Annotated in this window: 24 protein-coding genes; 15 read left to right on the top strand and 9 right to left on the bottom strand. The window is 69.6% G+C overall.

The features are described from left to right. Position 1: 1 nt before the first annotated feature. The 8 genes from pcaG to AB6732_RS11885 all read left to right on the top strand — a co-directional run bounded on the left by pcaG (position 2) and on the right by AB6732_RS11885 (position 6,671). The gene (gene pcaG / locus AB6732_RS11850; RefSeq protein ID WP_370960160.1) at positions 2 to 601 is read left to right on the top strand and encodes a protocatechuate 3,4-dioxygenase subunit alpha; all 600 of its coding nucleotides are present in this window, start codon (positions 2 to 4) and stop codon (positions 599 to 601) included. Then, positions 598 to 2,004 (top strand): lyase family protein, encoded by a 1,407-nt coding sequence (locus AB6732_RS11855; RefSeq protein ID WP_370960161.1) that lies wholly within the window; start codon positions 598 to 600, stop codon positions 2,002 to 2,004. The genes pcaG and AB6732_RS11855 overlap by 4 nt, the downstream gene beginning before the upstream one ends. Beyond that, entirely contained in the window at positions 1,997 to 2,818 is an 822-nt protein-coding gene (locus tag AB6732_RS11860) for an alpha/beta fold hydrolase (RefSeq protein WP_370960162.1), read from the top strand. Before AB6732_RS11855 ends, AB6732_RS11860 begins: the two co-directional genes overlap by 8 nt. Further along, complete coding sequence (gene pcaC / locus AB6732_RS11865; protein WP_370960163.1) at positions 2,815 to 3,252, top strand: 4-carboxymuconolactone decarboxylase; 438 nt, start codon at positions 2,815 to 2,817, stop codon at positions 3,250 to 3,252. The genes AB6732_RS11860 and pcaC overlap by 4 nt, the downstream gene beginning before the upstream one ends. Then, positions 3,249 to 4,475: an acetyl-CoA C-acyltransferase gene (locus tag AB6732_RS11870; RefSeq protein ID WP_370960164.1), complete on the top strand. Its 1,227-nt coding sequence runs from the start codon at positions 3,249 to 3,251 to the stop codon at positions 4,473 to 4,475. Before pcaC ends, AB6732_RS11870 begins: the two co-directional genes overlap by 4 nt. Next, positions 4,475 to 5,137: a 3-oxoacid CoA-transferase subunit A gene (locus AB6732_RS11875; protein ID WP_370960165.1), complete on the top strand. Its 663-nt coding sequence runs from the start codon at positions 4,475 to 4,477 to the stop codon at positions 5,135 to 5,137. The genes AB6732_RS11870 and AB6732_RS11875 overlap by 1 nt, the downstream gene beginning before the upstream one ends. Next, positions 5,134 to 5,805, top strand: coding sequence for a 3-oxoacid CoA-transferase subunit B (locus tag AB6732_RS11880; RefSeq protein WP_370960166.1), 672 nt, complete (start codon positions 5,134 to 5,136; stop codon positions 5,803 to 5,805). Before AB6732_RS11875 ends, AB6732_RS11880 begins: the two co-directional genes overlap by 4 nt. Before the next feature lie 62 nt (positions 5,806 to 5,867). Then, positions 5,868 to 6,671: an IclR family transcriptional regulator C-terminal domain-containing protein gene (locus tag AB6732_RS11885; RefSeq protein ID WP_370960167.1), complete on the top strand. Its 804-nt coding sequence runs from the start codon at positions 5,868 to 5,870 to the stop codon at positions 6,669 to 6,671. 2,039 nt (positions 6,672 to 8,710) lie between these two features. Here AB6732_RS11885 and AB6732_RS11890 read toward each other — a convergent pair. Continuing rightward, entirely contained in the window at positions 8,711 to 8,959 is a 249-nt protein-coding gene (locus AB6732_RS11890; protein WP_066216292.1) for a DUF3073 domain-containing protein, read from the bottom strand. A 301-nt stretch (positions 8,960 to 9,260) separates the two neighbouring features. Here AB6732_RS11890 and AB6732_RS11895 point away from each other — a divergent pair, with 301 nt between their 5' ends. Further along, positions 9,261 to 10,211, top strand: coding sequence for a septum formation family protein (locus AB6732_RS11895; RefSeq protein WP_370960168.1), 951 nt, complete (start codon positions 9,261 to 9,263; stop codon positions 10,209 to 10,211). Between the two features lie 114 nt (positions 10,212 to 10,325). On the opposite strand, the gene clpB is transcribed toward AB6732_RS11895, so the two are convergent. Then, positions 10,326 to 12,917 carry an ATP-dependent chaperone ClpB gene (clpB, locus tag AB6732_RS11900; RefSeq protein WP_370960169.1) on the bottom strand — a complete coding sequence of 864 codons (2,592 nt, stop codon included), beginning with the start codon at positions 12,915 to 12,917 and terminating at the stop codon, positions 10,326 to 10,328. Between the two features lie 179 nt (positions 12,918 to 13,096). On the opposite strand from clpB, the gene AB6732_RS11905 reads away from it, so the two are divergent. After that, on the top strand, positions 13,097 to 14,014 hold the full coding sequence (locus AB6732_RS11905) for a DUF4031 domain-containing protein (RefSeq protein WP_370960170.1): 918 nt from the start codon (positions 13,097 to 13,099) through the stop codon (positions 14,012 to 14,014). Next, positions 14,014 to 14,796, top strand: a complete 783-nt coding sequence (locus AB6732_RS11910) for a 2-phosphosulfolactate phosphatase (RefSeq protein WP_370960171.1) — start codon at positions 14,014 to 14,016, stop codon at positions 14,794 to 14,796. Before AB6732_RS11905 ends, AB6732_RS11910 begins: the two co-directional genes overlap by 1 nt. 37 nt (positions 14,797 to 14,833) lie before the next feature. On the opposite strand, the gene AB6732_RS11915 is transcribed toward AB6732_RS11910, so the two are convergent. The 4 genes from AB6732_RS11915 to AB6732_RS11930 all read right to left on the bottom strand — a co-directional run bounded on the left by AB6732_RS11915 (position 14,834) and on the right by AB6732_RS11930 (position 17,790). Then, a complete protein-coding gene (locus AB6732_RS11915) occupies positions 14,834 to 15,955 on the bottom strand; it encodes a sensor histidine kinase (RefSeq protein WP_370960172.1) in 1,122 nt (373 codons plus the stop codon). After that, on the bottom strand, positions 15,952 to 16,632 hold the full coding sequence (locus AB6732_RS11920) for a response regulator transcription factor (protein WP_370960173.1): 681 nt from the start codon (positions 16,630 to 16,632) through the stop codon (positions 15,952 to 15,954). The genes AB6732_RS11915 and AB6732_RS11920 overlap by 4 nt, the downstream gene beginning before the upstream one ends. A gap of 43 nt (positions 16,633 to 16,675) precedes the next feature. Beyond that, complete coding sequence (locus tag AB6732_RS11925; protein ID WP_370960174.1) at positions 16,676 to 17,308, bottom strand: M15 family metallopeptidase; 633 nt, start codon at positions 17,306 to 17,308, stop codon at positions 16,676 to 16,678. Between the two features lie 80 nt (positions 17,309 to 17,388). After that, positions 17,389 to 17,790, bottom strand: a complete 402-nt coding sequence (locus AB6732_RS11930; protein ID WP_370960175.1) for a YccF domain-containing protein — start codon at positions 17,788 to 17,790, stop codon at positions 17,389 to 17,391. 201 nt (positions 17,791 to 17,991) lie between these two features. Between AB6732_RS11930 and AB6732_RS11935 the strand changes: the two genes are divergently transcribed. Further along, the gene (locus tag AB6732_RS11935; RefSeq protein ID WP_307498156.1) at positions 17,992 to 19,431 is read left to right on the top strand and encodes an amino acid permease; all 1,440 of its coding nucleotides are present in this window, start codon (positions 17,992 to 17,994) and stop codon (positions 19,429 to 19,431) included. Positions 19,432 to 19,523: 92 nt separating this feature from the next. Here the strand turns inward: AB6732_RS11935 and AB6732_RS11940 are convergent, their stop codons facing one another. Beyond that, positions 19,524 to 20,123 (bottom strand): phosphoribosylanthranilate isomerase, encoded by a 600-nt coding sequence (locus AB6732_RS11940; protein WP_370960176.1) that lies wholly within the window; start codon positions 20,121 to 20,123, stop codon positions 19,524 to 19,526. A gap of 158 nt (positions 20,124 to 20,281) precedes the next feature. Between AB6732_RS11940 and AB6732_RS11945 the strand changes: the two genes are divergently transcribed. Together AB6732_RS11945 and AB6732_RS11950 are read left to right on the top strand one after the other, a co-directional pair. Then, positions 20,282 to 20,890, top strand: a complete 609-nt coding sequence (locus AB6732_RS11945; RefSeq protein ID WP_370960177.1) for a HutD family protein — start codon at positions 20,282 to 20,284, stop codon at positions 20,888 to 20,890. A gap of 67 nt (positions 20,891 to 20,957) precedes the next feature. Then, positions 20,958 to 21,608 (top strand): MBL fold metallo-hydrolase, encoded by a 651-nt coding sequence (locus tag AB6732_RS11950; RefSeq protein WP_370960178.1) that lies wholly within the window; start codon positions 20,958 to 20,960, stop codon positions 21,606 to 21,608. Positions 21,609 to 21,701: 93 nt separating this feature from the next. Here AB6732_RS11950 and AB6732_RS11955 read toward each other — a convergent pair whose 3' ends face one another. Together AB6732_RS11955 and AB6732_RS11960 are read right to left on the bottom strand one after the other, a co-directional pair. Then, positions 21,702 to 23,357, bottom strand: coding sequence for a DEAD/DEAH box helicase (locus tag AB6732_RS11955; protein WP_370960179.1), 1,656 nt, complete (start codon positions 23,355 to 23,357; stop codon positions 21,702 to 21,704). A 58-nt stretch (positions 23,358 to 23,415) separates the two neighbouring features. After that, entirely contained in the window at positions 23,416 to 24,789 is a 1,374-nt protein-coding gene (locus tag AB6732_RS11960) for an MFS transporter (RefSeq protein ID WP_370960180.1), read from the bottom strand. Between the two features lie 323 nt (positions 24,790 to 25,112). Here AB6732_RS11960 and AB6732_RS11965 point away from each other — a divergent pair, with 323 nt between their 5' ends. Next, entirely contained in the window at positions 25,113 to 25,508 is a 396-nt protein-coding gene (locus AB6732_RS11965) for a VOC family protein (protein ID WP_208186987.1), read from the top strand. Positions 25,509 to 25,527 lie beyond the last annotated feature (19 nt).

The raw sequence follows: 25,527 nt of genomic DNA on the forward strand, positions 1-25,527 counted from the left end.
CATGACCGAACAGACCCCGGGCACCCTCACCCCCACCCCCGGCCAGACCGTGGGGCCGTTCTTCGGCTACGCCCTGCCGTTCCCGAAGGACAACGAACTGCTGGCCCCCGGCACCCCTGGCTCCATCCGCTTGCAGGGCACCGTGTACGACGGCGCCGGCCACCCGGTCCCGGACGCCATCCTCGAGATCTGGCAGCCGGACAGCGCGGGGCGGGTTCCGCGCCGCACCGGCTCGCTCGTGCGGGACGGCTACACCTTCACCGGCTGGGGCCGCGCCTCCACGGGGAACACCGGCCGCTTCACCTTCACCACCGTGAACCCGGGTCCCACCGAGGAGGGCGCCGCGGCGTTCATCGCCGTCGCGGTGTTCGCCCGCGGGCTCATGAACCGGCTGTTCACGCGGATCTACCTCCCGGAAAACCCGGAATATCTCGCCACGGACCCCCTGCTCTCGTCCCTGCCGGAGGACCGCAGGGGCACCCTGGTCGCGCGGCGCGACGCCGACGGCGGCCTCAGCTGGGACGTCCGGCTGCAGGGCGACGACGAGACCGTCTTCCTGGACTTCGAGGGCACCTCCACCCCGACGGGGGCATCCCGGTGACGGACTTCGGACTGCTCAGCGCCATCACGGCGTCCCCCGAGGTCGACGCCCTGACCGGGGACCGCGCCGTGCTGACCGCGCTGCTCGATGTGGAGAGCACCTGGTCCGCCGTGCTGGAGGACGCCGGGCTCGTCCCGGCCGGGGCTGCGGACGCCGTCGCGGAGGCCGCCGATCCGGACCTGTACGACCCGGCGTCGCTCGCCCGGCAGGCACAGGGCGGCGGCAACCCCGTCATCCCGCTGGTCGCCGCGCTCAAGGCGCAGGTCCGCGGGATCGACCCCGCCGCCGTGAAGGCCGTGCACGCCTCGCTGACCAGCCAGGACGTGCAGGACTCCGCCCTCATGCTGCTGGCGGCCCGAGTGCGCGCGGAGCTGCTCCGCGAACTCTCCCACACCACGACGGCGCTCGCCCGGCTCTCGGAGGAGCACGCGGACACGCTGTGTGTCGGGCGCAGCCTGGGCCAGCACGCGCTGCCGTACACCTTCGGCCTCAAGGCGGCCCAGTGGCTCCAGGGCCTCAACTGCGCCGGTCGCCGACTCGGCGAGGCCACCCTGCCCGCCCAGTTCGGCGGGGCCGTCGGCACACTCGCGTCCGCCACGCTGCTCACGGCGGGCTCCTCCGCCTCCCCCTTCGCCCTGGCACAGGACCACGCCTCCCGGCTCGGGCTCGCCACGGCCCACGTGCCCTGGCACGGCGACCGCCAGCCGGTGACGGTCCTGGGCGACGCCCTCGCAGGGATCCTGGACGCGGCCGGCAAGATCGCCGGGGACGTCCTGTTCCTGACCCGTCCCGAGGTCGCCGAACTGGGCGAACCGACCGGGGCGGGCCGCGGCGTGTCCTCGGCCATGCCGCAGAAACAGAACCCCGTGCTGTCCGTCCTCCTCCGCAGCGCCGCGCTCCAGGGACCCACCTTCGCCTCGCAGCTGCACCTCGCCGCGGGACTCTTCAACGACGAACGGGCCGACGGCGCCTGGCACAGCGAATGGCCCGCCCTCCGGTCCCTGCTGAGCCTCTCGCTCGGCGCGGTGCTCACCTTGCGCGAAATGATCGAAGGCCTGCGTGTTTTCCCCGACGCCATGCGCCGCAACCTGGATCTCACCGGTCCGCTGCTGCTGAGCGAAAGGGTCAAAGCCGCCGTCGCGCCGCTGCTCGGTGATGCCGGGCAGGAGGCGCTCCAAGCAGTCGTCGACGCCGCGCTCCGGGAATCTCCCGAGCGGCGGGCGGACGCCTACGCCCGAGGGCTCCGGGCGGCGGTGCCGGTCGAGGCCCTGAGTGACGACGCCCTCGCGCAGCTGCTCGACCCCGCCGGCTATCTCGGGGAAGCCGAGGAGATCCGCCGCAGGATCCTCGACTCGCTCCCGGACGCACCCGACGCTCAGGACGAAGGAGCCACCCGTGACTGACACGATCGACACCGCCGCGCCCGCCCTCAAGGCGGTCCTGCTCTCGCCCCGCCGGGACCTCGGAGACCGGCCGCTCCTGGCGCTCGGCCCGTCCCTCGGCACCTCCACCGTGCTCTGGAATGAGACCGCGGCCCTGCTCGCGGACGAGTACGACGTGATCGGCTGGGATCTCCCGGGCCACGGCGTCTCCCCGGCCGCCGCACGCCCGTTCCGCATGGAGGACCTCGCCGCCTCGGTGCTATCGCTGGTGGATTCCATCGCCCCCGGCGCCCGCTTCCACTACGCCGGAGTCTCCCTCGGCGGCGCGGTGGGTCTCCAGCTCGCCCTCGACCACGGCGATCGGCTGCTCGGTCTGTCCGTGCAGTGCAGCGGCCCCAAGCTGGCCACCGAGGAGAGCTGGCTCGAACGTGCCGGCACCGTCCGGGCCCAGGGCACGGCCGTCATGATCCAGGGATCCGCGCAGCGCTGGTTCGCGGCGGGATTCATGGAACGCCGGCCGGAACAGAGCAGCCGACTGCTGCACGTCCTGCGGGACACCGAGCGGAACAGTTACGCAGCGTGCTGCGAGGCACTCGCAGCCTTCGACGTCCGCGACCGCCTGGGCGGGATCACCGTCCCCGTGCAGCTCGTCGCCGGGGTCGAAGACCAGGTGGCGCCGCCGTCGCTCGCCGAGGAGACCGCAGCGGCCATCACCGCGGGAGGTGGCACGGCGACCGTCGAGGTGCTCGACGGCGTCGCCCACCTCGCGCCGACCGAGGCGCCCCAGACGGTCGCCGCCCTTCTCCGTTCCTTCCTCCAGGAGGTCTCCGCATGAGTGAACAGCCACAGGATTCCGCACGCAACGGGGTCGTCCAGCCGGACTCCACCGCGCGCCAGATCCACGACGCCGGCATGGTGGTCCGCCGCGAAGTCCTCGGGGACGCCCATGTGGACCGGGCCAACGCCGCCAAGAACGAGTTCACCGAGGACTTCCAGGACATGATCACCCGCATCGCCTGGGGCGGGATCTGGACTCGGCCCGGGCTGTCCCGGCAGATGCGCTCGGCCGTGACCCTGACCGCCATGGTGGCGCACGGTCACTGGGAGGAGTTCGCCATGCACGTCCGCGCGGCGCTGCGGAACGGGCTGACCCGCGAGGAGATCAAGGAGATCCTCCTCCAGGCCGCCATCTACTGCGGGGTCCCCTCCGCCAACACCGCTTTCAAGACCGCACAGCAGGTCTTCGCAGAAATGGATCAGCCCTCATGAATCAGGCCTATGTGTACGACGCCGTGCGCACGCCCTTCGGCAAGTTCGGCTCCGGGCTGGCGGGGGTGCGTCCCGACGACCTCGCCGCGCACATCGTCCGCGAGTCGGTGCGGCGCGCCCCGGGTCTCGACGCCGCCCGGATCGACGAGATCGTCTTCGGCAACGCCAATGGCGCGGGCGAGGAGAACCGCAATGTGGCCCGCATGGCAGGCCTGCTCGCGGGGCTGCCCGTCTCCGTGCCCGGGACCACCGTCAACCGCCTCTGCGGGTCCTCCCTGGACGCGACGATCATCGCCTCCCGGCAGATCGAGACCGGCGACGCCGACCTCCTGCTGGTCGGCGGCGTGGAGTCCATGAGCCGCGCGCCGTGGGTGCTGCCCAAGACCACCCGCCCGTTCCCGGCCGGGGACATGACCCTCGCGTCGACCACGCTCGGCTGGCGCCTGGTGAACCCTGCGATGAACCCGGAGTGGACCGTGTCCCTCGGGGAGGCCACCGAACGGCTGCGGGAACGGCACCGCATCAGCCGCGACCGGCAGGACGAGTTCGCCGCGGAGTCCCACCGGCTGGCCGCCGCGGCCTGGGACGAGGGCTTCTACGACGCCCTCGTGTCCCCCGTTCCCGGCACCGAGCTGCTCCGGGACGAGGGCATCCGCCCCGGGACCACCACGGAGAAGCTCGCCGGCCTGAAGACCGTCTTCCGCCCGGACAACGGCGACCGTTCCGGCACGACGACGGGCGGCACGGTCACGGCGGGCAACGCCTCGCCGCTGTCGGACGGGGCCTCGGCGGCGTGGCTGGGCTCCGAACGGGCCGCCGGGCTGCTCGGGATGGATCCCGTGGCGCGCGTGGCAGGCCGGGGCGCGCACGGCAATGACCCGCAGTTCTTCGGTTTCGCGCCCGTGGAGGCGGCGAACCAGGCCCTCGCCCGGGCCGGCGTCCGCTGGGAGGAGGTGGGCGCCGTCGAGCTCAATGAGGCGTTCGCCGCCCAGTCCCTGGCCTGCGTCGACGCCTGGGGCATCGACCCGGGCATCGTCAACCGGCACGGTGGCGCGATCGCGATGGGTCACCCGCTGGGCGCCTCCGGGACGCGGATCCTCGGCACGCTGGCCCGCTCGCTCCAGGCGAGTGGCGAACGCTGGGGTGTCGCTGCGATCTGCATCGGCGTCGGGCAGGGCCTTGCCGTGGTGCTGGAGAACGTGAGCGCGGGGGTGAAGGGCTGATGCTGACCTTCCTCGACTCCGTGACCGAGGCGGTCGCGGGAATCCGTGACGGGTCCACCGTGATGATCGGCGGTTTCGGCAACGCCGGGCAGCCCTTCGAACTGATCGATGCGCTGCTGGACTCCGGCGCGACCGATCTGACCGTGGTGAACAACAACGCCGGGCAGGCCGACCAGGGCCTCGCGCTGCTCATCAAGGAGGGCCGGGTGCGGAAGATGATCTGCTCCTTCCCGCGCCAGTCCGACTCCTGGCACTTCGACGAGAAGTACCGGGCCGGCCAGATCGAACTGGAGCTCGTCCCCCAGGGCAATCTGGCCGAGCGCATCCGCGCGGCGGGGGCCGGGATCGGCGGGTTCTTCACGCCCACCGGTTACGGGACCATGCTCGCCGAGGGCAAGGAGACCCGCTTCCTGGACGGCGTGTGGCAGGTGTTCGAGACGCCCATCCACGCCGATGTCGCGCTGATCAAGGCGCTCAAGGCCGACGGCAAGGGCAATCTGGTGTACCGCAAGACCGCCCGGAACTTCGGCCCCATCATGGCCGCCGCCGCACGGCACACCATCGCCCAGGTCTCCGAGATCGTGCCGGTCGGCGCCCTGGACCCGGAGCACGTCGTGACCCCGGGCATCTACGTCAACAGCATCGTGAAGGTGGCCTCATGAGCACGCTTCCGTCCCTTCAGACCTCGCCCGAGATGCTGGGCCGGTCCGAGCTCGCCGCGCTCGTGGCCCGCGACATCCCCACGGGTTCCTTCGTGAACCTGGGGATCGGGCAGCCTACGCTGGTCTCCAATTTCCTCACCGAGGAACAGAACGTCACCCTCCACACGGAGAACGGCATGCTCGGCATGGGGCCAGAGGCCGTGGGCGAGCAGATCGACGGCGACCTCATCAACGCCGGGAAGATCCCGGTCACCGAGCTCCCCGGGGCGTCCTACTTCCATCACGCCGACTCGTTCGCGATCATGCGCGGCGGCCACCTGGACATCTGCGTGCTGGGCGCCTTCCAGGTCTCCGCCACGGGCGATCTGGCGAACTGGCACACCGGCGCCCCGGACGCGATCCCCGCGGTCGGCGGCGCCATGGACCTGGCCACGGGCGCCAAGGACGTGTTCGTGATGATGAGCCTGCTCACCCGCGACGGCGCCTCCAAGCTCGTGGAGACCTGCACGTACCCGCTCACGGGCGTCGGCTGCGTGACCCGGGTCTACACGGAACGCGCAGTGTTCCTCATCGGGCGCGACGGCGTCACGGTGCGGGAGACCTTCGGCTGCACCGTGGAGGAACTCCGCTCCCTCGTGCCGATGCCGCTGCTCACCCCTGCCGGCTGAGCCGGGAGGCCCGAGCCGACCCCGCGAGGCCACCGCGGAGCGGCCACATAGGATAGGTGATCATGAGAGAAGCAGGACCAGCTGCCCCGCAGGCCGGCGATCAGTATGTGCAATCGCTCGCCCGCGGCCTCGCGGTGATCAGGGCCTTCGACGCGAACAACCCGCACATGACTCTGAGCGAGGTCGCCGTGCGGACGGGCCTGACCCGTGCCACCGCGCGCCGCTTCCTGCACACCCTGGTGGAGCTGGGCTACGTCCGCACGGACGGCAAGACCTTCGCCCTGACCGCTCTCGTGCTCCAGCTCGGCTACTCGTACCTGTCCGCCCTCACGCTCCCCCAGCTGGCTCAGCCGCATCTGGAGGAGCTGTCCGTGCGGCTCGGGGAGTCGACGTCGGCCGCGGTGCTGGACGGGAACGACATCTTCTACGTCGCCCGCGTGGCCACCCGCCGCATCATGACCGTCGGCATCACGGTGGGGACCCGCTTCCCGGCGTACGCCACCTCCATGGGGCGCGTGCTGCTGGCCGGGCTTCCGGATCCGGAATTGCGCGCCTACCTGGATGCCGTGACGCTCGAAGCGCTGACCCCGCGCACCGTGACCACCCGAACGGACCTCGTCGCGGAGCTCGAGAAGGTCCGCATCCAGGGGTGGTGCCTGCTGGATCAGGAGCTGGAACTCGGCCTGATGTCCGTGGCGGCGCCCGTGCGCAACGCCGCCGGGAAGACCGTGGCGGCCGTGAACGTCTCCCTGCAGGCCCAGAACGTCGCCGGCCAGGACGACCCCGAGGCGTACCTGGCCTCGGTGACCCGCGAGATCGTGGGGACGGCGGCGCTCATCTCCCAGGAGATCTCCGCGCGGGCTTAATCCCGAGCGAGGCGACACCAGCCCATAGCTTCACCGGACGCTCCATAGCATGGACACCAAGTACCTCACCACCACGAAGCCAGGCAGCACGGGCCGCCAGGTGGCCAGCCCTCGGATCCTTAAAACGCCACTGTGGAGATCAGCGCCAGAAAAGGAGTGTGGTGCCTCTCCCTCCACGGGCAACCGGACGCCTCCTTCGTCGTCACCCAGATTCAGCCGCTGCCCCGTCGCGGCCATGTTTCTCCTGCAGTGGACACACCTGCGGCTGGCTTACCTAAAGGAGAGCCGGGCCGTCAGACATTGATCCGCGATGCTCAACCGACTAGCTTAATCGTCGGATTCCCGCATGAATTCAACGCAGGAAGCCAGTTGTAGAAGAACCTAGTGGTAAGCACATGCGGTTGTGGCCACCAACTCTAGAGTTGGTGGCCACAACCGCATGTGCTTACGGAGCCCGAGCAGCTAGTCGTTCACATGATGCACCGGTGAGGATGCCTCCCTAAGCTTGCGTCTACGCCTTATCCAGACCACAAACGTCCATACGGCACCTACGAGGAACACCAGCGAAGCGATCATGCGCCACCACGCGAATGGTTGCCACACGCCAAATAGTAGGGACCATGCAAAAAGAATCAGAGATTGCCATGGAATGCTAGATTCATTTCTCATCGTTAGGTACCTCTATTTGTAGTTGCGTAAGGATACGTTGTTTAGACGCCGGCGCAACCGGCAATCGTGAAACCGATTCCTGCCAGCGTACCTGCTAGGGCCCAGCCTACGACCTCACCACCTGGGGCGAATAGGGTCACCAAACCTAGCGCGATGCCACCGGCACAAGTGACGCTAATCATGCCGCCGTTACGACCAGTGTTGACATGAGCGACGTGATCGCCATTGATGTACACGTCCAAGTACCCGGGGCATGAGGCTGGAGCCTTCCCGGTCCAGGGATGTGAAACCCCAAGGCTGATACAGAACGAGTAGTACTTGCCGGCCGGCTCGCGAACCAGACCGGGGCGATTCTTGGTGATCAGCTTTTCCGGCTCAGCTGACGATGTAAGCGTCGAGGTGTCAGGCGCAATGGGCTGCACAACCGAAGGTCTTTGGGTAGCAGGTTGAGCCGAGGGCATTGATGCAGCGTTCGCAGCACCCATGGGGGCGCCTGCGACTAAGAGGGTCATAGTGGCAATCAGCAGAACTTTTCGGACTTTCGACAGCATTCTTCACGCTCCTTGATCCCGTAAATTATGAACTCAACGTAACAGTTCTCAACACAACCGTCTATGGAATTCACTTGACAAAACGGCTCTCGCCAATCGTGATATAGTACTCCCCGCTGCGGGTCAAGGCGAGAATTCTGGTGCACTCCTGGAGATTTAGCTCAGTCGTTATACGGACTCGGATGGGAAGGAGTGCAAAAGCGGTTTCCGAAGGCGAAGTCCAGACTGACTCCGCTGACGATCATCCATCGCATCAGGGTTACGTGGACTTCGCCGGGCCACAGGCTGCGTCAAGAGCTCTGCGCCGCGGCGTGCGAGTTCGGCGTCCAGGAGTTCCTGCCGCCACGGTGCGGGGATGTCGTGGCTGGTGGCGACATCGGAGCGCATCATCCATTCGGGCATCCGGTCAGAGATCCTGGAAGGCGTCGTGGTGGTCTGTCGGCGGCGGAGCTCCAGTTCGGTGGTCAGGCGTGAGACGAGGGCGCCTGATAAGGATGCGTGAGGACGCGCCAGGTTCGAATGCTTCGTCTTCGCGCTACGCGGCGGGCATCTGCTCGCGGCGCGCGGCTTCGCGGTGCAGGGAGGCGTCCAGCCAGCGGGCCTTGCAGATCCGATCGGCCACTTTCACGTCGCTAAGGGCTCCATGCAGGCGGCGCCGCCAGGGGGTCTCGGGGCGCTATTTGAACCAGTCGCGCATGAGCGGCAGGCGGACGACGTCGACGTCCTGGCGGACTCAGGAGCGGGCACGACGAAGGCCCCGGGGCCGGATCACTCCGGCCACGGGGCCTATAAGGGGAGGGGACTCATCCCGTCATCGCATCAGCTGATGCGGCGGGTGTCAGTCTCATCCTCCTCGTCGAACGCGTCGGCGTACTTGTCCTCGTACTCCGAATAGTCCGGTTCAAGAGGGTCCGCTTCGAAAGACGCCGCGGAACCACGACGACCGGATACCTGAGAATTGGCGGAGCCAAGCTCACGTTGCAGTGCTGAATAGTCAGTGCTCGGAGAGTAGTACTTGATGTCCCGAGCCTGCTTGGTTGCCTTAGCCTTTTGACGGCCGCGCCCCATGGCGTGACCCCCTCTGTACGTCGATCCGGAGGTGGTCGCCCTGGCAGGTAGCGAGGCCCCGGAATGTTTGGTCAATGTTTCGTACTTCTAGATTACATGGTTTCGCATTATCGCGTGCGGCGGTGACCCCTCGGGACGCGTGTTTCCGGGCAGGCGAGAGTGCCATGCGGGGGTGGCTTGGGTAGAGTCATGAGTAGCATCGCCCCGCGCCACCACGCGTTCCTGCGGCCGCAATCCGGGCCGCCGGACCTTTGGTGCGGGCAGAAGAAGGCATGATGGACGACACGGTGGGAGTTTGGCTATGAGCGAACCGACGCAAGGGCACGACGACGGCGCCGGGCAGCCAGGAGCCGCTCCAGGCCCGGGTCAGCCCTCCCAGAGTCCCGGTCACCCCGGACAGCAGCCGCCCCTGCCGCCCGCCGGACAGCCGCAGTCCCAGCCGACGCAGGGCTTCCCACAGCAGCCGCAGCCCCCGCAGGGCTACCCCCAGCAGCCCCAGCAGCCCGGCTACGGCGCCCCCGGCGCTCCGGTGAACCCCGGGAACCCCGCCGGCAATCCGGCACCGGGCCAGCCGTCCTACGACCCCCGCACCAACACGTACGGCGGCCAGCAGAACGGGCCCCAGAACGCCGGCCCCCAGAACGGCCCCGCCTACGGAGCCCCCACCGGCTATCCGGGCGGCTACCCCGCCCAGCAGCCCCCGGCGAAGAAGAGCAACAAGGGACTGGTGATCGGCGGCGCGGTGGTCGGCGGCGTCGTCGTGATCCTGCTCGTGGTCTGGCTGGTCAATCTGGTGGTGGGCGGCATGACGCCCCAGGCCGATCCGACCGCACCGCCGGCCACGTCCAACGGCCGCACTACCCCCGCTCCCGGGCAGAGCGGCAGCGCCGCGCCCTCGGATGCGGAGACCATCAGCGCCCTGGACGCCAAGAAGGGGCAGTGCTTCTGGGGCTACCCGGACAACAGCAACTCCCGCCTCGTGGTCGTGGACTGCGGCGAGAACCACTCGGCCCAGCTGGTGAACGTCTACTACTACCAGCAGGACGAAGCCTTCCCCGGGGTGGACACGTTCAAGACCAAGGGCCGGGAACTGTGCCGCACGGCCAGCCTGTCCAGCGATGTGGACTCCCTGAACCTGCGCCAGCGCTTCGCGTATCCCAGCCAGAAGAGCTGGGACGCCGGCGACCGCCGCGTGGACTGCATCGTCTTCTCCGATGACGGCAACACTCTCACCAAGAGCCTGACCAAGTAGGGTCGCGCCGGCATCCCGCCGCACGCAGGACAAAGAGCCACGCACAAAGGGCCACGCACGACGAAGGGCCGCACCCCGTGGGGTGCGGCCCTTCGCGTGTCTGAGCGCGAGCGGCTACTTGCGGTTCACGGTCAGTTCGCCGAGGTCCTCGCTGGTGTCCACGAGCACGGTGTCCCCGTCGGCGATCTCACCGCTGAGGATGGCCCGGGCCAGCCGGTCGCCGATCTCCTTCTGCACCAGCCGGCGGAGCGGCCGGGCGCCGAAGGCGGGATCGTAACCGGTCATGGCCAGCCAGGCACGGGCGCCGTCGCTGACCTCGAGGGTCAGGCGGCGGTCCTGCAGGCGTTTGGCCAGATCCTTGACCTGAATCTCCACGATGTCGTTGAGCTGCTCCACGGAGAGCGGCTCGAACATGATGACCTCGTCCAGACGGTTCAGGAACTCCGGCTTGAAGGCGGAGCGGACCACCTCCATGACCGCGGTCTTCTTGGTCTGATCGTCCAGATTCGGGTCCACCAGGAACTGGCTGCCGAGGTTGGACGTCAGGACCAGGATGACGTTGCGGAAGTCCACGGTGCGGCCCTGGCCGTCGGTGAGGCGGCCGTCGTCGAGCACCTGGAGGAGGATGTCGAAGACCTCGGGGTGAGCCTTCTCCACCTCGTCCAGCAGGACCACGGAGTACGGACGGCGCCGCACGGCCTCGGTCAGCTGGCCGCCCTCCTCGTAGCCGACGTACCCGGGAGGGGCGCCGACCAGGCGGGAGACCGAGTGCTTCTCCGAGTACTCGCTCATGTCGATCCGGACCATGGCCCGCTCGTCGTCGAAGAGGAAGTCCGCGAGGGACTTCGCCAGCTCCGTCTTGCCCACGCCCGTGGGGCCGAGGAACAGGAACGAGCCGGTGGGGCGGTTCGGGTCGCTGATGCCGGCGCGGGCACGCCGCACGGCGTCCGAGACGGCCGCCACGGCCTTCTTCTGGCCGATCAGGCGCTCCCCGAGGAACTCCTCCATCTGCAGGAGCTTCTGGCTCTCGCCCTGAAGCATGCGCCCGGCCGGGATGCCGGTCCACGCCTCGATCACCTCGGCGATGTCCTCCGCCGTGACCTCATCGGCCACCATGGCGGCGGGCTTCTCGCCGAGCTCCGCTTCGGCCGCGGCCGCCGCGCTGAGCTCGCGCTCCAGCGTCGGGATCTCGCCGTAGAGGATGCGGGAGGCCTCGCCGAGGTCACCCTCGCGCTGAGCCTTGTCCGCCACGGAACGCAGTTCGTCCAGCTTGGCCTTCAGCTCACCCACACGGTTGAGTCCGGCCTTCTCGGCCTCCCAACGGGCGTTGAGGGCCGCCAGCTCCTCCTTCTTGTCCGCCATGTCGGCGCGCAGCGCGGCGAGCCGTTCCACGGAGGCCGGGTCGGTCTCGTCCGCCAGGGCCAGTTCCTCCATGGTGAGGCGGTCCACGGAACGGCGCAGCTGGTCGATCTCCTCCGGGGCGGAGTCGATCTCCATGCGCAGCCGGCTCGCGGCCTCGTCCACCAGGTCGATGGCCTTGTCCGGAAGCTGTCGGCCGGAGATGTACCGGTTCGACAGGTTCGCGGCGGCCACCAGGGCGGAGTCGGCGATGGCCACCTTGTGGTGGGCCTCGTACCGTTCCTTCAGGCCACGGAGGATGCCGATGGTGTCGTCCACGCTCGGCTCGCCCACGTACACCTGCTGGAAGCGGCGTTCGAGCGCCGGGTCCTTCTCGATGTTCTCGCGGTACTCGTCCAGCGTGGTGGCGCCGATGAGGCGCAGCTCGCCGCGGGCCAGCATGGGCTTGAGCATGTTGCCCGCGTCCATGGCGCCCTCGCCGCTGGCGCCGGCGCCCACCACGGTGTGGATCTCGTCGATGAACGTGACGATCTGCCCGTCCGAGTTCTTGATCTCCTCGAGGACGGCCTTGAGGCGCTCCTCGAACTCGCCACGGTACTTGGCGCCTGCCACCATGGACCCGAGGTCCAGGGAGATCAGGGTCTTGCCCCGCAGGCTCTCCGGGACGTCCCCGGCGACCATGCGCTGAGCGAGCCCCTCGACCACGGCGGTCTTGCCGACGCCGGGCTCACCGATCAGCACCGGATTGTTCTTGGTGCGGCGGGAGAGGACCTGGATGACACGGCGGATCTCCGAGTCACGGCCGATCACCGGGTCCAGCTTGCCGGAGCGCGCGACGGCGGTCAGGTCCGTGCCGTACTTCTCCAGCGCCTGGAAGGTGTTCTCGGGGTCCGGGCCGTCCACTTTGCGGTCCCCGCGCACGCCAGGGAGCGCGGCGAGGAGCGCCTGAGGACTGGCGCCGGCGTCCCGCAGAAGGCGCGCGACGGCGTCGTTCCCGGCGGCAAGGCCCAGGAGCAGGTGCTCGGTGGAGACGTAACTGTCCCCCATCTTCTCGGCCTCGCTCTGCGCGGCCTGGACGGCCTGCAGGGCGGAACGCGAGAGCTGGGCCTGGGCGACGGATGCGCCCGAGGTGGACGGCAGCGCCTTGATGGCGGCGCTGGCCTGGACGCTCACGGCGTCCGGATCGACGCCGGCGGCCTTGAGGAGGGCGACGGCCACGCCTTCCCGCTGGTCCATGAGGGCCTTGAGGAGATGAGCGGGCTCGATCTGCGGATTACCCGCGGTGGAGGCATTCATGGCCGCTGCGGACAGCGCCTCCTGGCTCTTGGTGGTGAACTTGACGTCCAAAAAAGGCTCCTTTCAGCACACTCTGGACCACGGTTTGGTTCTACTCTTCATCAAAGCGCTGACAGGTGACTCCCGTCAACGCATCTAACTTGAGTCTACTTAACTCAACTTTGAGAGTCAAGTTATCCACAGGCTGTTTTCGACGTCGTCGGGGTGGTCCACGGGCATAGGATGCGAGCATGACCGTGCTGATCGACCCGCCCTTCTGGCCTGCCCATGGCACGGTGTTCTCCCATCTGGTCTCGGACGCGTCACTCGAGGAACTGCACGGCTTCGCGACCGCGGCGGGCATCCCGGAACGGGCCTTCGACGGCGACCACTACGACGTCGCCGCCCGCCACTTCGAGCGCCTGGTGGCCGCAGGCGCGACGCCCGTGGGCGGCAAGGAGCTGGTGCGACGGCTCGCCGCGAGCGGGCTCCGCATCCCGGCCCGCGAGCGCCCGTCCAAGATCGTCCCGGCCCTCCGGGAGCGCTGGTCGCGGCTCCTGCCCGAGGACCCGGAGCTCGGCGAGGACCTCCTGCTGCGCTGGGGCGAACCGCACCGGAACTACCACTCCCGGGTCCACCTGCTCAACGTCCTCGAAGCCCTGGACCTGCTGCTGCCGGGGTCCGGCCTGCCCGTGGAACGCCACCGACCGCTCCTGCTGGCCGCCTGGTTCCACGACGCGGTCTACCAGGGGGTCCCCGGCCAGGACGAGGAGGAATCGGCCCGGCTGGCCGAGCGCGGTCTGGGGGCGCTGTCGGTTCACGGCGCCCTGCCGGCCGAGGAGGCCGCAGAGGTGGCCCGGCTGGTCCGCCTCACCACGAACCACGATCCCGCGCCGGACGATCTGCCCGGCCGGCTCCTCTGCGACGCCGATCTCTCCGTCCTCGCCTGGCCCGCGCCGCGCTACGCCCGCTACCTTGCCGCCGTGCGGGCGGACTACGCCCAGGTGAGCGATGCGGATTTCGCGCGGGGACGGGCCGCCGTCGTCGAGCAGCTGCTGGCGCTGGAGCCGCTCTTCCACAGTCCGCTGGCCCGGGAGCTCTGGCTGGACGCCGCGCGCGACAACCTCCGAGGCGAGCTCGACGCCTTCCGGCGGGCGGAGAGCCGCTGATGCACGCCGCTCATCGCCAGCTGCCCTTCACCGTCCGCCTCGAATGGGGGCTGCGCGGCGCTCAAGCGGTGCTCCCGGGGGCCGGGGCCGCCGTCGTGGTGGACACGCTGTCCTTCTCCACCGCGGTGTCCGTGGGGGTCGAGGCGGGGCTCGCGGTCCTGCCGTTCCGCGCCGCGCCCGGCGACGGCGAGCTGCACGACGCCGCGGCCCGCCTCGCGGAGGAGCGCGGCGCTCTGCTCGCGGGGCGACGCAGTCTCAGCCGCCTGAGCCTGTCCCCCAGTTCGATCCGCGCCCATGGCGCCGCGCACGCGGGCCGCGAACTCGTGCTGCCCTCGCCCAACGGCTCGGCCATCTCCGAGCACCTGGCGGGCCGGGTCCCCGAGCTGCTGGCCGGGACCCTCCGCAATGCCGGCGCGACGGCGACCTGGCTGGGACGCCACCTGCCGCCGTCCGCGGTGGTCGTGGTGGTCGCGGCCGGGGAGCGCTGGCCCGGCGGCGCCCTGCGGCCCGCCGTCGAAGACCAGCTCGGCGCGGGCGCCGTGCTCGCGGCGCTGCTGCGATCGGCGCCGGGCCGGGCCCGGGAACAGCTGTCGCCGGAGGCGCGGGCCGCGGTCGCGGTCTTCGAAGCCTTCCGGGACGATCTGTCCACCGAACTGGCCGAGAGCGCCAGTGGCCGGGAGCTGGTGCTGGGCGGCTTCGGCTCCGATGTGGATCTGGCCGCGGAACTCGACGCGAGCCGCGTGGCCGCGCACTTCAGCGACGGGGCGTTCCGCCCGGCGTGAGCGCTGAGCGGCTCCGGACCCCGGCGCCGTCCTGCCGTCACTCCGCCTGCGGGAACGTGATCCGAACGCGCAGGCCGCCCTCGGGCCGGGCGGTCAGGTCCAGCCGCGCGCCGTGGGCCTGGGCGATGGCCGCCACGATCGCGAGCCCCAGGCCCGATCCGCGACCGGGTCCGGCCTGGCGCCCACGTCCCTGCACGAACGGCTCCGTCAGGCGGCCCAGGAGCTCCTGGCTGACGGGCTCCCCCGGGTTGCGGATCTCCAGGAAAGCCCCACCACCGGGTTCCTCCCCGGTCCGGAGCCAGAGGTCCCCACCCTCCGCCAGATTGTGCACCACGGCGTTGCGGACCAGATTGCCGACCAGCTGGGCCAGCAGGACCCGGTCGCCCTCCACGGGGGCACCGCCGTAATCGGCCAGGACGGTGATGCGACGGGACTCCAGTTCGTCGCGCTGAGAGCCCAGCGACTCCTCCGCCAGCTCCGCGAGATCGCAGGGTTCCGGGAGGAGCCGGGAGCCTTCGGCCCTGGTCAGTGCCAGGAGGGCCTCCACGGTGCCCGTGGCGCGGGTGTTGACCTCCCGCAGTCGGCGCAGCAGGTGCGGGACGTCCACGGCGTCGGGGTCGGATTCGGCGAGTTCCAGCATTCCGCCCATCACCGCGTGAGGGGTCCGCAGTTCGTGGGACGCGTTGGCCGCGAAGCGCCGCTGCTCGTCCAGCATGGCCGAGAGCCGGTCCAGCATCGCGTCGACGGAATCCGCCAGCTCGCGAAGTTCATCACCTTTGCCCTCGAGCCGGATGCGGCGGTCCACGTCGCCCCGCTGGACGGCGAGCGCCACCTCGTGGATTCGGGCGATCGGTCGGAGCATCGCGCCGGCCAGCAGCCAGCCGCCCACCAGCCCGACCACCGCGAAGAACAGCAGGCCCAGGGCGGCCTTGGGGAGCAGCGCTTCCATGAGGTCCCGGCGGCTCGGGGCGAACCCGCCGTCGACGGTCACGAGGAAACCCGCCGGAAGGTACCGCAGCAACAGGAGGACCAGGGCGAAGAAGCCCGAGCCGGACACGAAGAGGAACGCCGCGTAGCTGAGGGTGAGCTTCAGGCGGAGCCCCAGGCCACGCGGACGGGGCGTGCGCGGGCCGGCGACCGCGGGAGGCTGGTCGCTCATCGAGGCTCCTCAGCGGCGGGCTCGCCGAAGCGGTACCCGACGCCCACCAGGGTGTGAATGAGGCCGGGGTCCCCGAGCTTCTTCCGCAGCGAGGAGATCGTGATCCGCACGGTGTTGGTGAAGGGGTCGGCGTTCTCGTCCCAGGCCTTCTCCAGGAGTTCCTCGGCGCTGATGACGCCGCCTTCGGCCTGCATCAGCAGCTCCAGGACGGCGAACTGCTTGCGGGTCAGCGCCACGGGCCGTCCGTCGCGGCTCACCTCCCGCCTGAAGGGGTCCAGGCGCACGCCCGCACTGTCCAGGACCGGCGGGCGCGCCGCACCCGGCCGCCGGAGCAGGGCCCGCAGCCTGAGGGTCAGCTCCTTGAGCATGAAGGGCTTCGGGAGGTAGTCGTCCACTCCGGTTTCGAACCCGCTGACCTTGTCGTCCAGCCGGTCCGCGGCGGTGACCATGATGAGGCGGGCGGGAAGGCCCTGCGCCACCATCCAGCGGGCGATCTCGTCGCCGCTCGGGGCGGGGACGTCGCGGTCCAGGACGACGGCGTCGTAAGCGTTCACGCCGAGCAGCTCCATCGCGGTGGCTCCGTCGTACGCCACATCCACCGAGAAGGCCTCACGCCGGAGCCCCTCGGCCATGGAATCGGCCAGATACGGCTCGTCCTCGACGATCAGGATCCGCATGCTCAGAGTCTAGCCATCGCGGCACGGAGGGCGCCGTTCCCGGTCATCGCTTCATCCTGGGGTCTTCGGTGGGGTCCTGGTACATGAGCGGGCAGGCGCCGCGCAGAGCCGCCGCCCGGTACTCGTAATGCCATCGCTCGTTGGAGTAGATCTGGCACAGCCCGAACTGAGCACCGTGCTGGGACAGCCAGCTCATGGCGTCCTCACCCGCGATGTCCACGGCATCCCCGCTCACATGCGGCGACGTCTCCGGGGTCGCCACCCAGCGGGCCGCTTCCTCCTGCGAGTGGTACTTGCGGGTGGCGTCGGCGAGCAGCTGGGACTGGATCTTCTGACTGCGCCAGCCGCTGCTCACGGACAGGGTCACGCCGTCGGCCCCGGCGTGGATCGAAGCCTCCCGCAACGCGTCGCGCAGGTCCGCCCGCAACCGGGTGATCGCGGGCTCCTGACTGTCCACGCCGAGCGGGCGGTCGAGCGAAATCGCCCCGTCCTCGGCGGTCACCTGACCCCCGGAGCCGACCGCGACGGCGACGGCGGACCCGCCGCCCGGCCGCGGAAGGACGGGAGCGGCCGAGCAGGCCGCCAGCAACGCGGCGCTGATGATCGCCAGGGCGGTGGCCCGGCGTCGTCGGACGATGAACATGTCTGCCTCCAGAAGTCGGTGGATGGCATCCACTCAACTCCTGGAGGCATATCGCCAGTGTTAAGCGCCGGCGGTCCCGCCCCTCGGGGCCCGGCTCAGTCCCGCGGTCCGGCTCAGCGGTAGGTCGAGACGAACGGGCGGTCCGTGGGGACGATCTCCTTGCCCAGCGGCATCAGGGACACCGGAATGAGCTTCAGATTCGCGATGCCCAGCGGGATGCCGACGATGCTGATGAACATGGGGATGGCGGTCAGCACGTGACCGATCGCCAGCCACAGCCCGGCCACCAGGAACCAGATGACGTTGCCGACGAGCGCGAAACCGTTGCTCCCGCCCGGCTTCTCGACCACGGTCCGGCCGAACGGCCACAGGGCGTAAGCGCCCACTCGGAAGGAGGCGATGCCCCACGGGATCGTCACGATCAGCACGCAGCAGAGCAGGCCCGCGGCGAAGTAGCCGATCGCCAGCCACAGGCCGCCGAAGACGAGCCAGATGATGTTAAGAAGGGTCTTCATGACTTCAGTCTGCCAAGAATGCCTGGCAGAATCCCCCAGGGTTCCCCCTGATTGAACCCCCGATCTGACGGACTGCACCGCACCCACGCTCCGGACGTCAGTCGGTCCAGGGGATTGCCCGCGGCTCTGAACGAGGCGCATAGTTCGAGGGAGGGTCTGCGCTCCGGCGCCGACCACGACCCGGGAGAAATGAGGTCTGGCATGGCAAAGACAGCGAACCCGTTCTCGGTCCTGAGGCGAAAGCCCATCGAGGACATGGATGAGGAGGTCGCCGAAGGAGGGCTCTTCCGATCCCTCGGACTCTGGCAACTCACGGCGATCGGCGTCGGCGGCATCATCGGCGTCGGCATCTTCTCGCTCGCCGGGCTGGTGGCCCACGGCGACGACTCGACGCCGGGTGTGGGCCCCGCGGTGCTCATCTCCTTCCTCATCGCGGGCCTGGCCTCCGCGGCCGCGGCCCTGTCCTACGCCGAATTCGCGGGCATGATCCCGAAAGCCGGTTCCGCCTACACCTACGGCTATGTGGCCCTCGGCGAGCTGATCGGCTGGTTCATCGGCTGGGACCTGCTCCTGGAGTATGTCGCGATCGTGGCCGTGGTGGCCATCGGCATCTCCGGGTATCTCAACTTCTTCCTGGCCGGCCTCGGCATGCAGCTGCCCGTAGAGCTGACCTCCACCTTCGACGAGGGCAAGGGCGGCTGGATCAACCTGCCGGCCATCCTCGTGTGTCTGCTGGTCACCTGGATCCTGAGCCGCGGCACCAAGACGTTCGGCCGTTTCGAGCTGATCGCCGTGGGCATCAAGGTGGTCCTGATCCTGTTCATCATCGGACTCGGCGTGTTCTTCGTGAACACGAACAACTACAACCCGTTCATGCCCAGCGGCTTCGGACCGGTTTTCACGGGCGCGGCCACGGTGTTCTTCGCGGTGTTCGGCTATGACGCCATGAGCACCGCCGCGGAAGAGGCCAAGGACGGCAAGAAGCACATGCCCAAGGCCATCATCCTCTCCCTGGTGATCGCCATGGTGCTGTACATCCTGGCCACCCTGGTCCTGACCGGCATGCAGAACTACAAGGACATCGACCCCAAGGCCGGCTTCGGTTCGGCCTTCAGCAATGTGGGGCTGCCGGTGATCGCCACGATCATCTCCGCCTTCGCCGTGCTGTCCATCCTGACCGTGATGCTGACCTTCCTCCTGGGCGTCACGCGCGTCTGGTTCTCCATGAGCCGCGACGGCCTCCTGCCCAAGTGGTTCTCCAAGGTGGACCGCGGCGGCACCCCGCAGCGCGTCACCTGGATCGCCGGCATCGGCTCGGCTGTGCTGGCGGGCGTGCTCCCGATCCGGCAGGTCGCAGACCTCACCAACATCGGCATCCTGGCCGCGTTCGTGGTGGTGTGCATCTCGGTGATCTCGTTCCGCTACACGCGGCCCGAAGCGCCTCGCGAGTTCCGCCTGCCGTTCATGCCCGTGGTGCCGCTGATCGGCGTCGCGGCCTCGCTGTTCCTCATCTCGCAGCTGCACTGGGAGACCTGGCTGCGCTTCGGGATCTGGCTCATCATCGGCCTGATCATCTACTTCGGCTACGGCCGCAAGAACTCGATCATGAACCCGAACAGCCCGCGGCACCAGCTGAGCTGATCGAGCTCTCGGGCCTGCCGTGTGTGCTCAGTTGTTGCGGGTGTTTCCGCGGAAGACCCGCAACAACTGAGCACGCAACGACGTGGGGGTGGTCAGCCAGCCAGCGCGGCCGCCACGAAAGCGCGGATCTTCTCCAGGTCCTTGACGCCACGGGAGCTCTCGACGCCGGACGAGACGTCGACGCCCCAGGCAGCGGCCGTCTCCACGGCGGCGGCGACGTTGCCGACGTCGAGCCCTCCGGCCAGCAGCCAGCGGCGGCTGTCCAGGCCGCGCTCGCGCACGGAGGCGTAGTCCCAGGATTCGCCGGAACCGGGCACGGAGGCGTCCACCAGGAGCAGTTCCTCGCCCCAGTCGGCGAAGACGCGGTCCGGGTCGTCCATGCGGACGGCGCGGATCACGGAGAAGCCGCGTTCCTGCAGGGCGTCGACCTCCTGGGGAGTCCGTTCGCCGTGCAGCTGGATCCAGCTGAGACCGGCCTCCTCGGCCAGCGTGGCGGCCTGTTCGGCGTCCTCGTGGCGGAATACTCCCACGGCGGCGACTTCGGCGGGGACCTCGGCCAGCAGCGCCCGCACCTGCTCCGGACTGACTTCGCGAGGGCTCGGGGTGAGCACGAAACCGACGGCCTGCGCACCGGCCTCGACGGCGGCGCGCACCGATTCGGGCGTGCTCAAGCCGCACACTTTCATGAACATCTACTGGTCCTCCCCGTGGATTGTCACCTCTGACGGTACCAAGAGGACACCGCGAGGCCCTAAGATGCGCCCTTCACCGAGGGCCCGATGACGCGGCCTCCCCGGGGTCCGGGGCGCGCCGCCGCGGCGTACTAGGCTGGTCGGGACGAGAGGAACCCATGGAGATCATCCGCTTTTCCAGCATCCGGCCCGAGCCCTGGCGCAACGGCGGCGGTGTCACGCGGGAGATCGCCCGGCACCCCCGAGAGGCCTCCCCGGACGGCTCCTGGGACTGGCGCGTCAGCATCGCCGAGGTGGGCAAGGCCGGCGACTTCTCCGCGTTCCCCGGCATGGAGCGGGTCATCTCGGTGATCGACGGCGAACTGCTCGTGCTGACCGTCGACGGCGACGAGCACGCCATGGAGCGGTACCGGCCGTTCCGCTTCTCCGGCGACGCCGTCTCCTCCTCCAAACTCCCCACCGGGGACATCCGGGATCTGAACGTGATCGCCCGCCGCGGCGCCTTCAAGGGCTATCTGTCCATCCTCGAGCTGTCGAAGAAGCGCGCGCATCCGGTGTTCGAGGGCCAGCTCGCGATCCTGCTCGAGGGCAAGGCGTCGGTGGCCGACGGGCCCGGCGAGGGTTCCGGCGAGGGTTCCGGCGGTGAGCCGGTGGAGCTGGGCCGATACGACGCCGTCGTCGGCTCCGATGAGGCGAGTCCCGAACTGCTCGGCCGGGGTTTCGTCGCGATCGTGTCGCTCGACCCGGCGGATCCCGCGGACGCCTGAACAGCGCCTGACCCGCGCCTGACCCGGGCCTGACCCGCCGTCGCGCCCGTTTCCGTAGAGTGGGCGCATGGATTCCCTCATGCATTCGCTCCAGGACGTCACCATCCGACGCATCTCGGTGGGCGGGATGGACAACAACGTCTACCTGCTGACCTCCCGGTCCTCCGGTGACCAGGTGCTCATCGACGCGGCCGACGACCTGCCGGCCATCCAGGCGCTCCTCGCGGAGTCCGCCGCGGACACCGAAGCCACGCAGCAGCTGAAGCTCATCGCCACGACCCACCAGCACTGGGATCACGTGCGCGCGCTGCCCGGGCTCGTCGAGGCCACTGGCGCTCCGACGGCCGCGGGTGCCGACGACGCCGCAGCGCTGCCCGTCCCGGTGGACGTCGCCTTGGGGCACGGGGACGTGAGCGGTTTCGACGGTTTCGCGCTCACCGCAGTGCACCTGCGGGGCCACACGCCGGGCTCGATCGCCTATGTGTATCAGGACCCCGCCGGCCCGGCGCATATCTTCAGCGGGGATTCCCTCTTCCCCGGCGGCGTCGGGAACACGGACAAGGACCCGGCCCGTTTCGCCTCGCTCCTGAACGACGTGACCGAGCGCCTCTTCGACGTCTACCCGGACGACACCGTGGTCCACCCTGGCCACGGCGCCCCCACGACGCTCGGCGCCGAACGCCCGCACCTCGACGAGTGGCGCGCCCGGGGCTGGTGAAAGCCCCTTAAAAACCCATCGACTGCTCCGTACGTGTCGTTTTGAAGGCTCAAAACGACACGTACGGAGCAGTCGATGCGTGGTGGGGTGGGCTCAGCGGCCTCGGCGCTCGTTCGACGCCGGAGCGGACGCGCGGCGCGGACCCTTGCGAGGCGGACGGCCGGCGCCGGACTTCTGACCGCCGGAGCCGAAGGAACCGCCCGAAGCGCCCCCGGTGTTCGAAGACCACACGGTCGAACTGCCGCCACGCGGGGCGGCGGAACGCTGGCCGGCGCGCTGAGCGGAGGACCGCTCGCCACGAGCCGGACGGTCAGCACGAGCCGGACGCTCACCGCGGGGCGCCCGCTCAGCACGGGGAGCACGTTCGCCGCGGGGCGCGCCGTGTTCCGGACGGGCCTGGGCAGGACGCTCGTTGCGCGAGCCGGTGGCGCCGGCAGCGGCGGAGCCGCCCTGGCCGCCACGACGGGCACGCTTGCGCTGAGCGTTCGCGCCGGTGGACTTGCCGCCACCCTGTTGCGGGGCCTTGGCGGCCATCACGGCGGCACGGGACGCGGGATCCACGGCCTCGGCCTGCTCGCCCACGAAGTCGAGGATCTCGGTGGAGCCGGGAGCCACGGGCGTGAACGGAGCCTTGACGCCGGCGGCACGGAGGAGCTTCTGCACCTCGGAGCGCTCCTCGGGCAGGACCAGGGTCACCACGGTGCCCTCGGCCCCGGCACGGGCGGTGCGGCCGGAACGGTGCAGGTACGCCTTGTGCTCCGCGGGCGGATCGACGTGGATCACGAGTTCGACCTCGTCCACGTGCACACCGCGGGCGGCGACGTCGGTGGCCACCAGGACACGCACCTCGCCGGAGGAGAACTCCGCCAGGTTGCGGTCACGGGCGTTCTGGGACAGGTTGCCGTGCAGGTCGACGGCGGGGATGCCGTTGGCGGTCAGCGCCTTGGCCAGCTTCTTGGCGGCGTGCTTGGTGCGCGTGAAGAGCACGCGCTTGCCCGCGCCGGAGGCCAGGTCGTTGATGAGGAGCTTCTTGGCGTCCTTGTCCTTCGCCAGGAACACGTGGTGCTCCATGGTGGTGACGGCTGCCTGGGGCGCGTCCACGGAGTGCGTGACCGGCTTCTGCATGTAGCGGTTGACCAGCTTGTCCACGCCGTTGTCCAGCGTGGCGGAGAACAGCAGGCGCTGGCCACCGGCCGGGGTCGCATCCAGGATGCGGCGCACCACGGGGAGGAAGCCGAGGTCGGCCATGTGGTCGGCCTCGTCCAGGACGCTGATGCTCACCTGGTCCAGGGACACGACGCCCTGCTTCATGAGGTCCTCGAGACGACCGGGGCAGGCGATGACGATGTCGACGCCGGCCGCCAGGGCCTTCTCCTGACGCGTCTGGGACACGCCACCGAAGATCACGGTGGTGCGCAGGCCCAAGGCCTCCGCGAGGGGTGCGACGGTGCGGTCGATCTGGGTGGCCAGCTCGCGGGTGGGGGCCAGCACCAGGCCGCGCGGCTTGCGGGAGCCGGACGCGCGACGGCGAGCGCCGTCGTCGTCCGCGGCGCCGGCGAGGCGGGTCACCAGCGGGATGGCGAAAGCGAGCGTCTTACCGGAGCCGGTCTGGCCACGGCCCAGGACGTCCCGGCCGGCCAGCGTGTCCGGCAGGGTTTTGACCTGGATGGGGAAGGGTTCGGTGATGTCCAGGGTGGCCAGGGCGGAAGTGATCCCGGCTGGCACGCCAAGGGAAGAAAAAGAAGTCATAGGGAAGAAAGTCCTCAGGCAGCGTGGCTCTCGTGCTGAATCGCACAGGCCAGACGTACTAGTCTACCAGTGCCCGTGTGCGCGGCGCGATCAGCAGCATCGCCACCCCGCAGGCCGCCGCCACCGCGAACACCCCGGCGTAGGCGTTCCCGGTCCCGACGAGCGCCGCGAAGACCAGGCCGGAGACCGCCACGCAGAGGGCGTTCCCCAGGGAGTCGGCCATGGCAAGCGCGGAACTGTTGAACCCCTGCTCCCCCGGTCGCGACAGCGCCAACACCATGACGCTCAGGCGCGGGAACATGAGTCCCATGCCGGCCCCGCCGAACAGCCACACCGCGATCAGCGCCCAGGCGGGCCCCTGGAACAGGATGACCAGGAAGATCCCGACGACGACGGCGGCCACCATCGCCGAACCGATCCGCACCGCGCGGTGATGCGGCAGCCGCGTGGCGCCGAGCCGGCCCTGGATCCCCGAGCTGATGCCCCAGGAGACCGCGCTGCACGTCAAGGCCAGGCCCGCGAAAGACGGTTCGAAGTGGTAGATCTCGAACAGGACCTTCGGAAGGTAGACCTCGGTGCCGAAGAACGCGGCGGAGCCGATGGCACGCGTCAGGACCACGCTCGGGAGCCCCCGCTGCGCCGTGAGTGTGCCCCGCGGGATGAGTGGGCGGATGGCCAGGATGCAGACCGCGGCCATCGCGAGCGCCAGGACCCAGCCGACCAGCGGCACTTCGCTGCTGAGGTTCAGTCCCATGACACTCGCGGCGGCCAGCACGGCCCAGAGCAGGCGCCCCCAGGGATACGGGCCGGCGCGGTTCGGTGCGGCGTGCTGCTGGTCGCTGCTGATCCTGCGGAGCGCCGGGACCAGGCCGAGCAGGGCCGGGACCACCAGGATCAGCACGCCCAGGAAGACCCAGTGCCAGCTCGCCACCTGGGCCACCAGGCCGCCGATGTACGGGCCGAGGATCGAGGGCAGCACCCAGGCCGCGGCGAAGGCGGCGAACATGCGGGCGTGCAGATCGGCGGGATAGGCCTTGCCGACAAGGACCGTCAGGGCGACGCCGTTGGCGCCTCCCGCGAACCCCTGGACGATCCGGCCCAGCACCAGCAGTTCCATGGTCGGCGCCGTGCCCGCGATCACGAGGCCGACCGTGAAGAGGGCCACCGAGGCGTAGATGGCGCCGACCGGCCCGCGGCGGTCGGACCAGCTGCCCGCCAGGACCATGCCGATCACGCTGGCGGCCATCGGGCCGGCGAAGGCGAGGGCGTAGAGCTGCTGCCCGCCGAGTTCCTGGGCGGCCACGGGCATGACCGTGGTGACGGCCATCGACTCGAAGGCGTTGAACACCACGAGGGCCAGCAGGCCCAGGCTGGTCAGGGTGTACGGAGGGCTGAAAACACCGTGGTGGGAGGAGGGGGCGGCAGATGGCACAGCACCTATTTGAGCGCCTGCCCGAGCCCCGTGCCAACGTCCCGGGAACGCCGTCCAGTCAACCGAACACGAGTGCACAGCGGGGGTGGTTTTCCGACGTCGGCGGCCCGGGGAGCCAGCACGCTTTTCCCCGGCAGTCCGGACATTACCCCGCACTGTGGCGGCGGGGACCGTCCACATGGACGGGGAAACCCGCGGCGGCAGCGGACGGCCGACGTCGGCGGCTCAGTTGTGCGCTTGGCCGGGCCGGGTGGGTTCCGCATCGCCGCGGTCGCGCCTAGGCTGAGAGCACATCACCGCATTTCAGACAGGAGAACACCCCCATGGCCTGCCGCATCAGTGAACTCGTCTTCGGCTGTCGCGAACCCGAAGTCCTCGCCGACTTCTGGTGCAAGGTTCTGGACTTCGTGGTCCTGGGCCGGGAGGACGACGGTTCGGTGGAGATCGGCGCGCGGGACGGCTTCGGCGGCTCGCAGCCCACTCTGTTCTTCAGCTACCGGGATCAGCCCGAACCGGGCAAGTCCCGCCTGCACATCGACCTCAATGCGACGGACCAGGAGCAGGAGGCCGAGCTTGAACGGCTCCTGGCCCTCGGCGCGCGGCCCGCGGACATCGGCCAGACCGGCGACGAGGCATGGCACGTCCTCGCCGACCCGGAGGGCAACGAATTCTGCCTGCTCAAGCCGCGCATCGCTCCGGTCCCGGTGCCGGCGGGCTGAGACTCACCGAGGTCTGACG

Origin of the sequence: Arthrobacter sp. RCC_34 (genome assembly GCF_041360795.1) — a bacterium.
Taxonomy (GTDB): Bacteria; Actinomycetota; Actinomycetes; order Actinomycetales; family Micrococcaceae; genus Arthrobacter_E.

Excerpts from the sequence above, each read along its gene's own strand:
- AB6732_RS11905 (WP_370960170.1), top strand. The coding sequence starts at position 13,097 with ATGACCGTGCTGATCGACCCGCCCTTCTGGCCTGCCCATGGCACGGTG.
- AB6732_RS11870 (WP_370960164.1), top strand. The coding sequence starts at position 3,249 with ATGAATCAGGCCTATGTGTACGACGCCGTGCGCACGCCCTTCGGCAAG.
- AB6732_RS11915 (WP_370960172.1), bottom strand. The coding sequence starts at position 15,955 with ATGAGCGACCAGCCTCCCGCGGTCGCCGGCCCGCGCACGCCCCGTCCG.
- AB6732_RS11930 (WP_370960175.1), bottom strand. The coding sequence starts at position 17,790 with ATGAAGACCCTTCTTAACATCATCTGGCTCGTCTTCGGCGGCCTGTGG.
- AB6732_RS11875 (WP_370960165.1), top strand. The coding sequence starts at position 4,475 with ATGCTGACCTTCCTCGACTCCGTGACCGAGGCGGTCGCGGGAATCCGT.
- AB6732_RS11920 (WP_370960173.1), bottom strand. The coding sequence starts at position 16,632 with ATGCGGATCCTGATCGTCGAGGACGAGCCGTATCTGGCCGATTCCATG.
- pcaC (WP_370960163.1), top strand. The coding sequence starts at position 2,815 with ATGAGTGAACAGCCACAGGATTCCGCACGCAACGGGGTCGTCCAGCCG.
- AB6732_RS11945 (WP_370960177.1), top strand. The coding sequence starts at position 20,282 with ATGGAGATCATCCGCTTTTCCAGCATCCGGCCCGAGCCCTGGCGCAAC.
- AB6732_RS11965 (WP_208186987.1), top strand. The coding sequence starts at position 25,113 with ATGGCCTGCCGCATCAGTGAACTCGTCTTCGGCTGTCGCGAACCCGAA.
- AB6732_RS11890 (WP_066216292.1), bottom strand. The coding sequence starts at position 8,959 with ATGGGGCGCGGCCGTCAAAAGGCTAAGGCAACCAAGCAGGCTCGGGAC.
- AB6732_RS11940 (WP_370960176.1), bottom strand. The coding sequence starts at position 20,123 with ATGTTCATGAAAGTGTGCGGCTTGAGCACGCCCGAATCGGTGCGCGCC.
- AB6732_RS11910 (WP_370960171.1), top strand. The coding sequence starts at position 14,014 with ATGCACGCCGCTCATCGCCAGCTGCCCTTCACCGTCCGCCTCGAATGG.
- pcaG (WP_370960160.1), top strand. The coding sequence starts at position 2 with ATGACCGAACAGACCCCGGGCACCCTCACCCCCACCCCCGGCCAGACC.
- AB6732_RS11935 (WP_307498156.1), top strand. The coding sequence starts at position 17,992 with ATGGCAAAGACAGCGAACCCGTTCTCGGTCCTGAGGCGAAAGCCCATC.
- AB6732_RS11885 (WP_370960167.1), top strand. The coding sequence starts at position 5,868 with ATGAGAGAAGCAGGACCAGCTGCCCCGCAGGCCGGCGATCAGTATGTG.
- AB6732_RS11880 (WP_370960166.1), top strand. The coding sequence starts at position 5,134 with ATGAGCACGCTTCCGTCCCTTCAGACCTCGCCCGAGATGCTGGGCCGG.
- AB6732_RS11955 (WP_370960179.1), bottom strand. The coding sequence starts at position 23,357 with ATGACTTCTTTTTCTTCCCTTGGCGTGCCAGCCGGGATCACTTCCGCC.
- AB6732_RS11950 (WP_370960178.1), top strand. The coding sequence starts at position 20,958 with ATGGATTCCCTCATGCATTCGCTCCAGGACGTCACCATCCGACGCATC.
- AB6732_RS11895 (WP_370960168.1), top strand. The coding sequence starts at position 9,261 with ATGAGCGAACCGACGCAAGGGCACGACGACGGCGCCGGGCAGCCAGGA.